This window comes from Rhodovastum atsumiense (assembly GCF_937425535.1).
GTDB classification, from domain to species: Bacteria; Pseudomonadota; Alphaproteobacteria; order Acetobacterales; family Acetobacteraceae; genus Rhodovastum; species Rhodovastum atsumiense.
In genome coordinates, this window is sequence record NZ_OW485601.1 from 2402392 (window position 1) to 2417956 (window position 15565).

Annotated in this window: 13 protein-coding genes; 6 read left to right on the plus strand and 7 right to left on the minus strand. The window is 71.4% G+C overall.

Going from position 1 to position 15565, the window contains the following annotated elements:
• Positions 1 to 4 precede the first annotated feature (4 nt).
• Genes shc through NBY65_RS11050 form a run of 7 tightly spaced genes read right to left on the minus strand, consistent with a single transcriptional unit; the run spans position 5 to position 7982 of the window.
• Positions 5 to 1963: a squalene--hopene cyclase gene (gene shc / locus NBY65_RS11020; protein ID WP_150045620.1), complete on the minus strand. Its 1959-nt coding sequence runs from the start codon at positions 1961 to 1963 to the stop codon at positions 5 to 7.
• On the minus strand, positions 1963 to 3219 hold the full coding sequence (gene hpnE / locus NBY65_RS11025; RefSeq protein WP_150045614.1) for a hydroxysqualene dehydroxylase HpnE: 1257 nt from the start codon (positions 3217 to 3219) through the stop codon (positions 1963 to 1965). The genes shc and hpnE overlap by 1 nt, the downstream gene beginning before the upstream one ends.
• Complete coding sequence (gene hpnD / locus NBY65_RS11030; protein ID WP_239003260.1) at positions 3219 to 4073, minus strand: presqualene diphosphate synthase HpnD; 855 nt, start codon at positions 4071 to 4073, stop codon at positions 3219 to 3221. Before hpnD ends, hpnE begins: the two co-directional genes overlap by 1 nt.
• The gene (gene hpnC / locus NBY65_RS11035) at positions 4070 to 4909 is read right to left on the minus strand and encodes a squalene synthase HpnC (RefSeq protein WP_150045615.1); all 840 of its coding nucleotides are present in this window, start codon (positions 4907 to 4909) and stop codon (positions 4070 to 4072) included. The genes hpnD and hpnC overlap by 4 nt, the downstream gene beginning before the upstream one ends.
• Complete coding sequence (locus NBY65_RS11040) at positions 4906 to 6021, minus strand: glycosyltransferase (protein ID WP_150045616.1); 1116 nt, start codon at positions 6019 to 6021, stop codon at positions 4906 to 4908. Before NBY65_RS11040 ends, hpnC begins: the two co-directional genes overlap by 4 nt.
• Positions 6018 to 7025 (minus strand): hopanoid-associated sugar epimerase, encoded by a 1008-nt coding sequence (hpnA, locus tag NBY65_RS11045; RefSeq protein ID WP_150045617.1) that lies wholly within the window; start codon positions 7023 to 7025, stop codon positions 6018 to 6020. The genes NBY65_RS11040 and hpnA overlap by 4 nt, the downstream gene beginning before the upstream one ends.
• Positions 7026 to 7070: 45 nt before the next feature.
• On the minus strand, positions 7071 to 7982 hold the full coding sequence (locus NBY65_RS11050) for an alpha/beta hydrolase (protein WP_162530907.1): 912 nt from the start codon (positions 7980 to 7982) through the stop codon (positions 7071 to 7073).
• A gap of 210 nt (positions 7983 to 8192) precedes the next feature.
• Between NBY65_RS11050 and NBY65_RS11055 the strand changes: the two genes are divergently transcribed.
• From NBY65_RS11055 to NBY65_RS11080, 6 genes are all read left to right on the plus strand, one after another.
• Positions 8193 to 10196 (plus strand): proton-conducting transporter transmembrane domain-containing protein, encoded by a 2004-nt coding sequence (locus NBY65_RS11055; RefSeq protein WP_162530908.1) that lies wholly within the window; start codon positions 8193 to 8195, stop codon positions 10194 to 10196.
• 181 nt (positions 10197 to 10377) lie between these two features.
• Positions 10378 to 11337, plus strand: coding sequence for a respiratory chain complex I subunit 1 family protein (locus NBY65_RS11060; protein ID WP_150040177.1), 960 nt, complete (start codon positions 10378 to 10380; stop codon positions 11335 to 11337).
• The gene (locus tag NBY65_RS11065; RefSeq protein ID WP_150040176.1) at positions 11337 to 12032 is read left to right on the plus strand and encodes a hydrogenase-4 component E; all 696 of its coding nucleotides are present in this window, start codon (positions 11337 to 11339) and stop codon (positions 12030 to 12032) included. The genes NBY65_RS11060 and NBY65_RS11065 overlap by 1 nt, the downstream gene beginning before the upstream one ends.
• Before the next feature lie 31 nt (positions 12033 to 12063).
• Entirely contained in the window at positions 12064 to 13542 is a 1479-nt protein-coding gene (locus tag NBY65_RS11070) for a hydrogenase 4 subunit F (protein WP_150040175.1), read from the plus strand.
• Positions 13539 to 15044, plus strand: a complete 1506-nt coding sequence (locus tag NBY65_RS11075) for a hydrogenase large subunit (RefSeq protein WP_203330434.1) — start codon at positions 13539 to 13541, stop codon at positions 15042 to 15044. The genes NBY65_RS11070 and NBY65_RS11075 overlap by 4 nt, the downstream gene beginning before the upstream one ends.
• The gene (locus tag NBY65_RS11080; protein WP_239002738.1) at positions 15044 to 15565 is read left to right on the plus strand and encodes an NADH-quinone oxidoreductase subunit B family protein; all 522 of its coding nucleotides are present in this window, start codon (positions 15044 to 15046) and stop codon (positions 15563 to 15565) included. The genes NBY65_RS11075 and NBY65_RS11080 overlap by 1 nt, the downstream gene beginning before the upstream one ends.

Consider the following 15565-nt stretch of genomic DNA (forward strand, 5'->3'; position numbering starts at 1 on the left):
CGGGTCAAAAGCCCCAGGCCACGCGGCGGTCGTTGCCGCGCATCAGGTTGCGGTACCGCGCCATGGCCAGCAGCGGGAAAAACAACTTGTAGCCGTGATAGCGCAGATAGAACACGCGCGGGAAACCGACCGCCGTGTACGGCGCCTCGTCCCACTCACCATCCGGCTTCTGCTGCGCCGCCAGCCAGGCAATGCCACGCGCCACCGCCGGATGCTCCGCTTCGCCCGCCGCCATCAGGCCGAGCAAGGCCCAGGCGGTTTGGCTCGGGTTGCTGCGATGATACCGGCCACGCGGAGCGTCCGCGTAGGTTTCGTTGTCCTCGCCCCAGCCGCCATCCTCGCGTTGCGTCTCCAGCAGGAAACCAACGGCACGGCGCACCGCCGGGTCTTCGGCCGGCACGCCCGCGGCGTTCAGCGCGCACAGCACGCTCCAGGTGCCGTAGATGTAGTTGGTTCCCCAGCGCCCGAACCACGCCCCGTCCGCTTCCTGCTCCGAGCGCAGCCAGGCAAGCGCCCGCGCCATCACCGGATGGTCGGCCGGCATGCCGGTCTGGGCCAGAAACGACACGCAGCGCGCGGTCACGTCCGCCGTCGACGGGTCGAGCAGCGCGCCATGGTCGGCGAAGGGGATGTGGTTGAGGTAATGATGGTTGTTGTCGGCGTCGAAGGCGCCCCAGCCACCGTCCTTGCCCTGCATGCCGATGACCCAGTCGCGGGCGCGAGCGATCGCCTCGTCATTGCCCGGATCGCCGCCGGCCTGACCATTGCGATGTAGCAACATCCCGACGACGGCGGTGTCATCCACGTCCGGGTAATGCGCGTTCTCGTACTGGAAGGCCCAGCCGCCCGGCACCGCGTCGGGCCGCGACGCCGCCCAGTCGCCGACCAGGTCCAGCACCTGCTTGCCACGCAGCCAGGAACAGGCGTTGTCGATCGTCGGATCGGCAGCGCTGTCGGCTTCCGCGACGGCATGGCCGGACAGCGCCGTGTCCCACACCGGCGACAGGCAGGGCTGGCAATAGGCGCGGTCTTCCTCGACCACCAGCAGCTTGCGCACGCTCGCCCAGGCGATGGCGGCGTCGGGGTGATCGGACGGATAACCGAGCGAATCGAACATCATCACCGTGTTCGCCATCGCCGGATAGATGCCGCCCAGCCCGTCCTCGCCATTGAGCCGCTCGGTCACGAAGGCAACCGCCCAGTCGATCGCCCGCTTGCGCACCGTCTTGGGGAAATGCGGCTCCGCCACCCGCAGCACCGAGTCGAGATGCTTGAAGAACCGACCCCAGGCGGAGCGATAAGGGCCGCGGATCCAGTCGCGCACCTGCTCCGGCGGGGTGCGGAACAGCTCCGGTACATGCACGCCGCGCGGATTGCGCGCGCGCGGGCGCAGCGCCATCAGCACCACCAGCGGCACGATCACGGTGCGCGACCAATACGAAACCTTGTCGAGGTGGAACGGAAACCATTTCGGCAACAGCACCATCTCGACCGGCATCACCGGCACCGCGTGCCACGGCACCTCTCCGAACAGGGCGAGCTGCGCGCGGGTGAACACGTTGGCCCGCTCCGCGCCGCCGGCCCCCAGGATCGCCGCGCGCGCCCGTACCATGTGCGGCGCGTCCGGATCGTCGCCGATGATTTTCAGCGCGAAATAGGCCTTCACGCTGGCCGAGAGATTGAAGTCACCATCGTGGAACAGCGGCCAGCCGCCATGCTCGCCCTGGATCGAGCGCAGATAAGTGGCGATCCTGTCCTGCAGCGGCGCATCGATGCGGTCGAGGAAGTGCTCGAGCAGCACGTATTCGGCAGGGATGGTGGCATCCGCTTCCAGCTCGAACACCCAATGCCCGTCCGGCTGCTGCCGCCGCAGCAACGCCGCCCTCGCGCGGTTGACCGCGTCAGACAACTGGTCGTGCGGAACGGTGGCAAGCAGATCGTGCGGCAATGGTGATTTTTCCATCATACGCCGGCGAGGATCATCCCGGCAGCAGAGTTGCCGGACCTGATGGCACCTTCGATCGTTGCGGGCAACCCCGTGGCGGTCCAGTCGCCGGCCAGCAGCAGATTTCGCAGTCCCAGTGTCTCTTTTGGCCAACACGGACCGGGGCGCCGCCGCTCCTCGGCCGCGGTGGCGGCGAAGGTGGCACGCTTTTCCTTGACCACCCGCACCGGCGGCATCGGGCCTTCGAGCGCCAGCACCTGCCGCACCTCGGACCAGACCTTTTCGGCGATGTCCGTGGCCGGCAGGTCGACCAGATGGTTGGCGGCGCTGATGGTCACCGAGACCACGTCTCCCTTCATGAAGATCCACTCCGCCGTGCCGCCGACCACGCCGACGAAGCCGGCCGGGCCGGGGGGGGCGCTGACGCGGAAATGGATGTTGAGGATGGCCTGGAACGCCGCCGGCGCGGGCAGGCCGGGCAGCAGGTCGGCCGCGACCCAGGACGGCACCGCCATCACCACCGCATCCGCCGCCTCGACCGCGACCGGTCCATCCGGGCCGTGCAGCGCCGTCACCCGCTCCGGTCCGTGCTCGATCGCGGCGATGCGCCGCCCGGTCAGCAGCCGCCCGCCGCGCGTGGCCAGGAAGTCTAGGGCCGGATCGACCAGGCTTTCGGACAGCCCCTCGCGCGGGAACAGCGGCACGCAGGCCGCGCCGCCCCGCAACAGCGTCTGCTCGACCACCTGGCGCAGCAGCCCGGCAAGCGCCTCCTGCGGCGGCGTGTTCAGCGCCGCCACCGCCAGCGGCTCGATCAGGCGGCGATAGAGCGGACTCGCGGGATCCAGCACATCGGTGACGCTGGCTTCCGGCGCGGCCCGGCGCAGCGCCAGCAACTGCAGGTACTCGCGCAGCCGCGTGCCCGGCACCCGGCGGTCCGGGCGCAGGATCCACCAGGGGATCCGGCCCGCATCGGGCCGCAGCGTCCAGCGTGTGCCGCTGGCCAGATCCACGAACGGGAACAGCGCCTCTCCCGGCCCGCCCAGGCTCGCCCGGGCGCCGATCCGGTCCAGATAGGCCATGGCCGCCTGGTTGCCGGACAGCAACAGGTGGTTGCCGTTGTCGATGCGGCAGCCGAGGCCGCGGTCGAAATAGGAGCGGCAGCGGCCGCCGGCCGCCGGCCCCGCCTCGTACAGCGTGACCGGCACGCCGCGCGCGCCCAGCGCCACGGCGCTCGCCAGCCCGGCGAGCCCGGCGCCAATGACATGGACCCGCATCACGGCACGCCGTACCGCAGGGCGATCCAGAGTTTCTGCCAGCGGGGAACCCGGACCGGCTGCTCCGGCCGCTCCCAGCCGCGTCGCTCCAGCCGGGCCAGGATGGCGTTGTACATGCCCCCCATCAGCCGCGCCGGTTTCATCGCCCGCCGCCCGCAGCGCGCCATGGCCGCATCCGCGTCGCGGAACCGCGCATGCGCGAGCGCCGCCAACTGCGCGCAGGCCGCCGGCAGCCCTGGATGGCCGAGCACGGCGCCCGGGTCAGCCGGTACGCCGGCGGCGTCGAGGAACTCGCGCGGCAGGTAAAGCCGCCCGCGCGCCGCGTCCTCGGCGATGTCGCGCAGGATGTTGGTAGCCTGCAGGGCCCGGCCGAGATGCCAGGCGACCTCGTCGGCCGCCGCCGAGGCATCGCCGAAGGCGCGCACCGACAGCCGTCCGACCGCCGCGGCGACCCGGTCGCAATAGAGGTCGAACGTGGCGAGGTCAGGGGCCACGATCACCGTTTCCGCATCCATCTGCATGCCGTCGATGACAGCCTCAAAATCCGCCTGCCGCAGGTCGAAGGCGGCAATCGCGCGCAGCAGCACGCGGGTGACCGCATCCGTCGCCTCGCCCCGGAACAGGGCGGCGACCCGCCCGCGCCATTCGTCCAGGCGGCGCCGGCGCGTCTCGAATGGGGCGGGGTCGTCGGCGATGTCGTCGACGATGCGGCAGAAGGCGTAGATCGCGAACATAGCGTGGCGCCGGTCGGGCGGCAGCACCACCATACCGCGATGAAAGCTCGTGCCGGCGGCGCACACCAGCGCCTCGACCTCCGCGAGGTCGGCCGGCGCAGCTCCAAGGGGGGGGCTCACGGCAGGTACCGCAGCGCGCCGATGACGCTCGCGACCACGTCCGGCCGGGTCAGCTTCACCCGCCGCGCCACCGGATCGCCGTGTCGCAGCCGCGTGGTCAGCCGCCGCGCCAGGCCGACGATCACCATCGACTCCAGCCGCAGCCGCCGGTCGCGCGTGTGGCGGGCCAGGCCCGCCGCGACCTGGTTCAGCGTGTCGCAGCGATCGAGCAGGGCATCGAACACGCGCCGCAATCCCGGCGTCGCGGCGGTCCCGCGCAGGTCCTCGATGCCAGCCCCCGCTTCCGCCAGCAGGTCCGCCGGCAGGTAGCAGCGATCCAGCGCCGCGAGGTCCTTCGCGGCGTCCTGCAGATGGTTCAGCACCTGCAGGCTGGTGCACAGCGCGTCCGAGGCATCCCTGCCCGCCCTGGTCTCGCCGTGCAGGTCGAGCAGGTAGCGCCCGACCGGCATGGCCGAATAGCGGCAGTAATCCTGCAGATCCTCCCAGCTCGCGGTGCGCAGCTTGCTCGCGTCGCGACGGAAGGCGACCAGCAGTTCCACCGCGTGCTGCGGCGTGACGCCGGTCTCGGCGAGGCTGCGGCGCAGCCCGAGCGCGCTCGGGCTGCCGCTATCGCGGCGGCCGAGCAGCACGTCTTCCATGGCATCGAGCCGCGCCACCTTGCCGGCGGGCGTCAGCTCCGGGCTGTCGCTGATGTCGTCGGCGTTGCGGGCGAAGGCATAGAAGGCATGGATGTGCGGCCGCAGCCGGGCGCTGACCAGCAGCGAGCCGACCGGGAAATTCTCGTCGCCACGGTCCTTGCCGGACCACGCCTCGACGTTCTCGGTGGTCGTGCTCATGCCTGCTGCCCGGTATAGGCGCGGCGCTTCCACACCACGCCGCGGCCGCGATGGTGGTTGATCGCCGAGCCGATCGTGGCCGCCATGTAGAACAGCGCCACCGCGGGCAGGACCGGCGTCCAGAGCGGCGAGAGACGGAAGCGGTGCAGCGTCGGCCAGAAGCTCCGCGCCATGATCGCCCAGGCGGCGAGGCCGATCCCCTTGGCCACCCAGGATCCGGTCAGCACCGCCAGCGGCGGCACCAGGAAGACCAGGGTCAGCCCCAGCAGCGACAGCGCCAGCATCAGGGGCGAATAGCCAAGCTGCACGTAGGCCGAGCGCGCGATCATCCCCCAGATCTCGCCCGGGCCGGGATAGGGCCGGATCGAGCGCGCCTGTCGCGAATGCCCGAGCCAGATCCGTCCGCCGCGCTTGACCGCCTTCGCCAGTGCCACGTCGTCGATCAGCGCGCCACGGATCGCGGCGATGCCGCCGATGCGCTCCAGCGCGTGCCGGCGGATCAGGATGGTGCCGCCGGCCGCGGCGGCGGTGCGCCACAGCGGGTTGTTGACCCAGGCGAAGGGGTAGAGCAGGGCGAACAGGTAGGGAAAGGCGGGGATCAGCACCCGCTCCGCCGGGCTCTCGCACGACAGCTCCACCATCTCGCTGACCATGTCGGCGCCAAGGTGCCCGGCATGCGCCACCAGCGTCGCCAGATGCGTGGGATCGTGCTCGATATCGGCGTCCGTCAACAGCACCAGCGGCTCCTCGGTCGCCGCCACGCCCTGCTGCACCGCCCAGAGCTTGCCTGCCCAGTCCGCCGGGCGGGGCGTGCCGGCGATCACGGTCAGGCGCTCGGCGCCGGGCAGGGCGCGGGCGATCGCGGCGGTGTCGTCGCTGCTGCCGTCATCCACCAGCACGACGCGGAACGGCCCCGGATAGTCCTGCGCGAGCAGGCTGCCGATACTGCGCGCGATCACCTCGGCCTCGTCGCGCGCCGGCACGATGATGGCGACCGGCGGGGCGGTGGTGGGCTGGGCGGGGGCCAGGCGTTCGCCATCCTGCCAGAACCGCCCGTGCAGGAAGGCGAGATACAGCCAGGACAGCAGGGAGAGCAGCGCCGGCGCGATCATGCGCGGGGGATCCGGTTGTTGGCGCGGAACCAGGCGATGGCATCGGCGATGGCGTGCCGCGCCGGCCGCGCGCGATAGCCGAGCTCCGCCTGCGCCTTGGCCGAGGAGAAGAACATGATCTTCTGCGCCATCCGCAGGTGGTCGCGCGTCACCAGCGGCTCGCCGCCGCGGCGGCGGGCCCACAACTCGGCGCCGATCGCGACCGGCCACAGGGCATGCACCGGCAGCCGGCGCCGCCTCTGGGGGGCCTCCGTCACGTCATCCACCAGGGCGAGGATATGCGCCATGGTCAGGTTCTCGCTGCCGAGGATGTAGCGCTCGCCGATCCGCCCGCGCTCGAGCGCCAGCACGTGGCCCTCCGCCACGTCATCGACATGGACGATGTTCAGTCCGGTATCGACATAAGCCGGCATGCGGCCGGCGGCGGCATCGGCGATCATGCGCCCGGTCGGGGTCGGCTTGATGTCGCGGGGACCGACCGGGGCGGTGGGATTGACGATCACCGCCGGCACGCCCTCGGTGCGGACCAGCTCCAGCACCGCCTGCTCGGCGCGGTATTTCGACTTCTTGTAGATGCCGACGATCGCCTCTTCGCTGACCGGAGTGGTTTCGTCGGCCGGGGTCCTGTTGCCGGTCAGGCCGAGCGCGGCGACGCTGCTGCAATGGACCACCCGTTCCACCCCGGTGGCCTTGGCGGCACGCAGCAGCGCCCGCGTGCCCTCGACATTGGCGGCGAGCATCGGTTCCGGGTCCGGCACCCAGATCCGGTAATCGGCGGCGACATGCACCACGTAGCGACAGCCCTGCACCGCGCGCGCCAGCGACTCGGGTTGGGTCAGGTCGCCCTCGACGATCTCGGCCGTGAGGCCGGCGAGGTTGCTGCGGTCGTTGCCGGGGCGCGCCAGCAGGCGCAGCGCGTGGCCGCGCGCGGCGAGCGCGCGGGCGACGGCGGAGCCGACGAAGCCGGTGGCACCGGTGACCAGGGTGGGGCCTGTCGCGGGCAAGGGGATGCCTCTTCTCGATACGGGGTGCGCCTTATAGCCCGGAGTTCAGTCGCAGGTGAATGACGCGACCGGAGATTGCACGAAGCGCCGCAGATCCGACGCCACAGGCGAGATGAACCCGAACAGCGGCGCGAATCCCAGGACGATGCCGATATGTCCCACCCCCGGATAGAGCCGGACCTCGGCGCGGCCGCCGGCGGCGCGGACGCGGGTGGCCAAAGCGAGGCTGTTGCGCGGATAGCAGACCCGGTCCGCCGCCCCGTGCAGCAGCAGCAACGGTGGGTTGCGCCCGTCCACGTGGTGGACCGGCTGCGTCAGCCGCAGGTCCGGGGCCGAGGAGAACACGGCGCGGATGTCCTCGTCCTGGATCGGCAGGAAGTCATAGGGGCCGGCCAGCCCGACCACGCCGGAGAGCGCCGCCCGGTCGCCCCCGGCCTCGGCCAGCCAGCGTGGCGCCACCGCCAGCATGGCGGCGAGCCACGCGCCGGCGGAATGCCCGGCCACGAACAGCCGCGTGGCATCGCCGCCCCAGCCCGGGGCGGCGCGCTGCACGGCGGCGACGGCCAGCGCCGCATCCTCGAGGAAGCCGGGAAAGCGGACCTGCGGGAACAGGCGGTAGTCCGGCACCACCACGATCATCCCCCGTCGCGCGAGCGGGGCGGCGACGAAGGCATAATCCTGCCGCCGTCCGCTCTGCCAGGCGCCGCCATAGAGGAACACCACGACGGGCAGTGGCCCTGCCGCCGCGGCCGGGCGATAGACGTCGAACAGGTGGCGCGGGTCGGGGCCGTAGCGCAGGTCCCGCAGCACGGTCAGCCCCGTGGTCGCGATGGTGGCATTCAGGGCCTCGATGCGCGGGTGGCGGGCGAGCAGGCCGGCGGCAAGACGGAGGCTGGCGCGGAACGGTGTCATCGGGAGATGGATGCGATACGGCAAGGCATCTTCAGGTTGTCGCATGGCGCGCGACATCGCTCACCCGTCCAATGCGAGGTGGCGTCCGTGCGGAAATCGTGATGGTTCCGCGCTGTTGCCTGAAACGATCCCGCCCGGCCATGATCGCGTGCAGCAGTTCCTTCCGGAGGCATGGGATGGGTTGTATCGTGTTGTGGTGACTCCATCCCTCCTTCCCGCGCCGGAACGGGCGCGCCGGTCCTGAGCGCGATCGCGATGACAGGGCTTTCGCTGGTCGTGGCGGCGCTGCTGGCGCTTGGCCTCGCGAGCGCGTTCGTGCCGCGGCGGATCGTCGCGTCCGGCACGCTGGCGTTGTGCGGGCTCGGGCTGCTGCTCGACCTGGGTTTCCTGCTGGGCGGGGCGGCGCCGGCCACGCTGTCGGTGCCGATCGGCCTGCCGGGCCGCGCCACCACGCTCGCGCTCGATGGCCTGTCGGGCTTCTTCCTGCTGCTGCTGATGGCGGCCGGCATGGCAAGTGCGGCCACGGCGCAGGAGGACCATGGCGAGTACGCCGCCACCGAGCCGTTCTTCCCGGTCTTCATTGGCGCCATGGCGCTGACCCTGCTGGCCGGCGACGCCTTCGCCCTGGTGCTCGGTTTCGAACTGATGTCGCTCGCCTCCTTCGCCCTGGTGCTGACGCGCCACGAGGACGAGGCGGTGCGCGCGGCGGCGCTGCTCTATGTCGGCATGGCGGCACTGGGCGCGGTCTGCCTGATCCCGGCGCTGGCGCTGCTGGCCGCAGGTTCGGGATGGGACCTGCGCTTCGCCGCGATCCGGGCGCACCCGCCCGAAGGCTGGCAAGCGCTGGCGGTGCTGCTGCTGACCCTGGTCGGGGCCGGGTCGAAGGCAGGATTGGCGCCGTTGCATGTCTGGCTGCCGCCGGCCCATGCTGCGGCGCCGGGCCATGTCTCGGCCCTGATGTCCGGGGCGATGACCAAGGTCGCCCTGTACGTACTGATTAGAATCCTTTTCGACCTGTGCGGGCCGGCCCAGCCGCTGTGGTGGGGTGTGCCGCTGCTTGTGCTCGGCGCCGCCGGCGCGGTGCTCGGCGGGCTGCGTGCCAACATGGAAGGCGACATCAAGGGCGTGCTCGCCTGCTCGACGATCGAGAATATCGGGCTGATCACCATCGGCCTCGGCATCGCCCTGGCGGCGCGGGCGGCGGACCTTTCGACGCTGGCGGCGCTGGCGCTGGGCGGCGCCCTGCTGCACGTGATGGCGCACGGCCTGTTCAAGGCGCTGCTGTTCCAGTGCGCGGGCGTGGTGCAGCACGCCGCCGGATCGCGGCTGATGGTGCGGCTCGGCGGGCTGATCCACCGCATGCCGGTGACCACCGCCTGCGTGCTGGTGGGCGCGGCTTCGCTGGCGGCGCTGCCGCCGTCCTCGGGCTTCGCGGGCGAATGGACCCTGTTCCAGGCGGTGCTCGGCGGGCCGCGCATCGGCGGCCTCTGGTTGCAAACACTGATCTGCGTGGTGGCCGGACTGATGGCGCTGGCCGCCGCCCTGGCCGCCGCCGCGGCGGTGCGGCTGGTGGGGGTAGCGTTCCTGGGCCGGCCACGCTCCCCGCGCGCCTCGGCGGCCGAGGAGGCCGGTCCCTGGGCGCGCGGCGGCATGATCGGGCTAGCAGTGGCCTCGGTCCTGGTCGGGCTGCTGCCCGGCGGCGTGCTGGGACTGGCCGAACCCGCGTTGCGGCGGCTGCTCTCGGCCGGGATGGCCGACCGGGCGGGGCTGCTGATGGTGGCGCCGCAGGCGGACGGGGCGGGCTATATCCCCCTGGCCCTGGCGATCCTGCTCGGGCTGGCGCTGGCCCTGGTGGTCTGGCTGGTGGTGATCCGCAGGGCGCCAGGATACCGGATCGGGCCCGCCTGGGATTGCGGCTTCGGCCCGCCCCCGGCCTGGCTGCCCTTCGGCGATCCGATCACCCAGTACGGCGGCGCCAGCTTCGGCCAGCCATTGCGCCGGGCGCTCGGCGGCGCGCTGCTGCAGGCGCGGGAGGTCGTCGATATGCCCGAACCGGGGGAAACCCGGCCGGCCCGCATCACCGCCACGCTGCAGGACCCGGCGGAGACCCTGATCTTCCGCCCGGTCGCGGCGGTGCGCGAGCGCCTGTCGGAGGCCGTGGACGTCATCCAGTTCCTGACCATCCGACGTACCCTGTCGCTGATGTTCGGGGCGCTGGTGATGTTCCTGACCGTGGTCGCCGTGCTGGAGCAGCTTTGATGGCAGGGCTGAAGGAAGGCCAGGGCTCTGCCCTGGACCCGGCAGGGGTCAGGGGACCCCTGCACCCCAAAAGCGCTGCGCGGCAAGGAATGGGATCCAAGGGCCTGTGGCCCTTGGTGGAGGTCCAGGAGGCAAAGCCTCCTGGCAGGGTCCGGGGCAGCGCCCCGGGTGGGGGCAGGCGATGACCCTGCTGGTCTCCATCGCGACGCAATTGTTGCATTTATTATTGATGCTGGCGGCCGCCCCGTTGCTGGTCGGGCTGATCCGGCTGTGCAAGGCACGGCTGCTCGGGCGCACCGGCGCCGACATCCTGCAACCTTGGCGCGATCTGATCCGGCTGTCGCGCAAGCAGCCGGTGCTGGCCGAAGGCACTTCCTGGCTGTTCCGCGGTGCCCCCATCGTCGCCTTCGCCGCCATCCTGGCGGCCGCGACCCTGGTGCCCAGCTTCGCCCTGGGCATGGTGTCTGCTTCCGTGGCCGACCTGCTGGTGATCCTGGGGCTGCTGACCCTGGCGCGCTGTGCCCTGGCCCTGGCGGGGATGGACAGCGGCACCGCCTTCGGCGGCCTGGGCGCTTCCCGCGAGATGACCTTCTCGGCCTTCGCCGAGCCGGCGATGATGCTGGTGATCTTCACCCTCGCGCTGCTGGTGGGCTCGACCAATCTCGACGTCGTCGCCGGGCTGTTGCGCGAGGCCAGCTTCGGGCTGCGCGTCTCGCTCGGGCTGGCGCTGGTGGCGACGATCGCCATCGCCATCGCCGAGACCGGCCGCATCCCGGTCGACAACCCCGCGACCCACCTGGAGCTCACCATGGTACACGAGGCCATGGTGCTGGAATATTCCGGCCGTCACCTGGCGCTGATCGAATGGGGCGCGGCGCTGAAGCTGCTGCTCTGGATCTCCCTGATCAGCGTGATCTTCGTCCCCTTCGGCACGGCGACGCTGGACTCCGGGCCGATCACCTGGCTGCTGGCGCTGCCGCTGTGGACGCTGAAGGTGGTCCTGCTGGCCGTGGCGCTGGCCCTGTTCGAGACCGCCATGGCCAAGATGCGCATCTTCCGGGTGCCGGAATTCCTCGGCGTCGCCCTGCTGCTCGGGCTGCTGGCGGCGGTGTTCCTGTTCGTCAGCCAGGGATTCGCGTGATGGGGGTCGGCGGCGTGGGCGGAACTCTGGGATTCGGCGCGTTTTCCTACGATCTTGCGCACCTGCTCGGCGGCGCGGTGCTGGTGCTGTCCTTCGCCCTGCTCTACCAGCGGCGCATCACCGCGGTGATCCACATCTACACGCTGCAGGCCTGGGTGCTGGCGGCGGCGGCGGCGTGGCAGGCCTGGGTGCAGGGCTCCGCGGACCTCTACGTCACCGCCCTGATCGCGCTTTCCGCCAAGGGGGTGGCGATCCCGGTGGCGCTGCATACGATCGTCCGCAGGTTGAACATCCATCGCGCCATCGAGACCGCGTTCGGCGTCTTCCCGAGCATGGCGGTCGGCGTGGCGCTGGTGGTGCTGTCCATCATGGTGGTGCTGCCGACCACCATGGATTCGCAGATCCTGACGCGCGAGGACCTGTCGCTGGCGCTGTCGGTGGTGTTGCTCGGGCAGTTGATGATGATCACCCGGCGCAGCGCCCTGACCCAGGTGATCGGCTTCATGTCGGTGGAAAACGGGCTGATCCTGGCCGCCGTCGGCGTGAAGGGCATGCCGCTGGTGGTGGAATTGTCGGTGGGGGTGCTGGTGCTGATCGGCGCGACCGTGTTCGGCGTGTTCTTCTTCCGCATCCGCGAGCGCTTCGAAAGCCTCGATGTCAGCCATCTCGACCGGGTGACGGGGACCTACCGGTGATGCGTCCGACCTGTCCGCCGGTCCGCCCGGCATGAGCGAGTTCGGCATCCTGTTCGCGATGGTCCGGGAGCTGTTCACGCTGCCCGGGCTGGTGGTGATGGTCCCGCTGCTGGCCGCCTCCGGGCTGGGCTTCGTGCGCGACCAGAGCATCGCCCCCTGGATCGGCATCGCCGCCGCCACGCTGGCGTTCCTGCTGGCCTGCCTGCTGCCCTGGCAGCAGGGCGCGGGGATCCTGCTGCTGGTCGATCGCCTGTCCGCGCACATGGCCATCCTGACCAGCTTCGTGGGCATGACCACCGCCTGGTTCAGCCGCGGCTATGTCGCGGTGGAACTGGCCTCGGGGCGCATCGACGCGGGGCGGCTGCGTGCCTATCACGCGCTGTTCCAGACCTATCTCGGCTTCATGCTGCTGGCGCTGCTGTCGAACAACCTGCCCACGACCTGGGGGGCGATCGAGGCGGCGACCATCGCCTCGGTGATGGTGGTGGGGTTGCCGCGCACCGCCGATGCGGTCGAGGCGTCCTGGAAGCTGTTCCTGGTCTGCGGTGTGGGCATCGCGCTGGCGTTCTTCGGCACCATCGTCCTCTATCTCGCCGCCCAGCCGGCGCTGGGGTCGGGCCTGCCGGCGATGACCTGGAACGCGGTGATCCCGGCGGCGGCGGAATGCCGGCCGACCCTGCTGAACCTCGCCTTCGTTTTCCTGCTGCTGGGCTACGGCACCAAGGCGGGGCTGGTGCCGCTGCACACCTGGATGCCGGATGCGCATGCCGAGGGGCCGACCCCGGTTTCGGCGGTGCTGTCCGGCTCGATCCTGAACGTGGCGCTGTTCGTGATCCTGCGCCTGCGCGGCGTGCTGAACGATAACCCGGAGGCGATCTCGCCGGGGCCGCCGATCATGGTGCTGGGCCTGATCACCGTTCTGGTGGCGGCGTTCAGCCTGTGGCGGCGGCGGGACGTGAAGCGGTTCTTCGCCTATTCCACCATCGAGCAATCCGGTGTGGCGGCCTTCGCCATCGGCCTCGGCGGGCCGGCGGCGACCTTCGCGGCGCTGCTGCACATCACCCTGCACACCCTGACCAAGGCGGCCGTCTTCCAGTGCATCGGCCGCGCCGTCCAGCTCAAGGGCAGCCAGCGCTTCTCCGACATCGGCGGGCTGCTGCTGCGCCATCCGGCGCTCGGGCTGACGCTCGCCGCCGGCATCGTCGGCGTTGCCGGGCTGCCGCCCTTCGGCCTGTTCCCGAGCGAGTTCCTGGTGATCACCGCCGCTGTCGGGTACCAGCCCTGGCTGGTGCTGCCGCTCGGGTTCGGGCTGGTGGTGGGCGGCTGGGGGCTGACGCGGCGGCTGATCACCCTGTGCATGGGGGCGGCGACGCCGGATCGCGGGCCGCCGCCCGGTCCGTACGCGCTGCTGCCGGCCTGGGTGCATCTCGGCATCGTGCTGGTGCTCGGCCTCGCCATGCCGGCGGGCGTGGCCGCCTGGTTCACCGCCATCGCGGAGGCGGCGCCGTGAACACGGTCGATCTGATCCGCGCCGCGCCGACGGAGATCTGCCATCCCTGGCCACGCCATGTGCTGGCGGCCGATGCCTGGGCGGAGATGGCGGCTTCCCTCGGCGGGGCGGAGGCGCCGTCGTTGCTCGCCCTGTGGGCCGACACCGTCAGCGTGCATGCGCTGCTGCACGACGTCGCGGCGGGCGCGTTCCTGCCGGTGTCCGTGCGGGTGGAGGAGGGCCGTTATCCGGCGCTGTCGCCGCACCGGCCCTCGGCCGCCTGGTTCGAGCGCATGATCCGCGACCTGTGGGGGCACGTCGCCACCGGCGGGTGCGACCAGCGCTCCTGGCTCGACCATGGCCGCTGGGCGCACGCGATGCCGCTCTCGCCCAAGCCCGAGCCGCGCACCACCCCGCCCGATCCCCCGGAGTTCCTGCCCGTCGAGGGCGAGGACATCCACCAGATCCCGGTCGGGCCGGTGCATGCCGGCATCATCGAGCCGGGACATTTCCGCTTCTCGGCGCAGGGCGAGACGATCCTGCGGCTGGAGGTGCGGCTCGGCTGGCTGCACAAGGGCACGCTCGGCCTGATGCGGGGCAAGTCGCCGCGGGCGGCGGCGCGGTTCGCGGCGCGGCTGTCGGGCGACAGCACGGTGGCGCATTCGCTGGCCTTCGCCCGCGCCGCCGAGGTCGCCACCGGCACCGAGGCGCCACCGCGGGCGGCGGCACTGCGGGCGGTGATGGCCGAGCTGGAGCGCGTGGCCAACCATCTCGGCGATTGCGGCGCGATCCCCAACGATGCCGGCTACACCTTCCTGCTGGCGCGCTGCGGCTTCCACCGCGAGGCGATGCTGCGCGCCGCCGCCGCCGCGTTCGGCCACCGGCTGATGATGGATGCGGTGGTGCCGGGCGGCGTGGCGGCGGACATCGCCCCGGGCGGGACGGAGGCGATCCTGCGCGCGATCGCCGGGATCGAGGCCGAGTTGCCGGACTTGGTGCGCGTCTACGAGACCCATTCCTCGCTGACCGACCGGACGGTCGGCACCGGAATCCTGGCGCCGGAGCTGGCCGCCGCCTTCGCCGCCGGCGGCTATGTCGGGCGCGCCTCCGGCCGCGGCTTCGACGCGCGCAAGCTGCCGGGCTATCCGCCCTATGAGCGGTTGAGCTTCGAGGTGCCGGTGCTGAACGAGGGCGACGTGGACGCGCGGCTGCGCATCCGCTTCGCCGAGATCACCGAGAGCCTGCGGCTGTTGCGCGAATTGCTGCTCGACCTGCCGGAGGGCGCGATCAGCGTGCCGCTGCCGCTCGCCTCCGGCGAGGGGATCGGCTGGGCCGAGGGCTTCCGCGGCGATATCTGGCATTGGCTGCGGCTGGATGGCGGCCAGATCGGCAGCGTCTTCATGCGCGATCCGAGCTGGCTGCAATGGCCGCTGCTGGAGAGCGCGATCCGCGGCAACATCGTCGCCGACTTCCCGCTCTGCAACAAGTCGTTCAACTGCTCCTATTCCGGGGTGGATCTCTGATGGCCTGGCGCCGGATGCTGAAATCCCTGCGGCACGGGCCGTCGACGCTGGCGACGGGGCGGGTGGACGAGGCGGCCACGCGCGCGCTCGCCGAGCGGCTGGCGGCGGCGTCGCAGCGGGCGCTCGGGCGCAGCCTCGCCATCCGGCAGGTGGATGCGGGCAGTTGCAACGGCTGCGAGCTCGAGATCCACATGCTGAACGGCATCGTCTACGACCTGGAGCGGTTCGGGCTGCGCTTCGTCGCCAGTCCGCGCCATGCCGACGTGCTGCTGGTGACCGGGCCGCTGACGCGCAACATGCAGGAGGCGCTGCTGCGCACCTGGACCGCCACGCCCGATCCGAAATGGGTAGTGGCGGTCGGTGACTGCGCCATCGATGGCGGCGCGTTCAAGGGCAGCTACGCCGTTGCCGGGGGGATCGAGGCGGCGGTGCCGGTGGACCTGGTGATCCGCGGTTGCCCGCCGACGCCGGCGCAGATGCTCGACGGGTTGCGCGCCTTGGTCGAGGCGAACGCGCGCTGA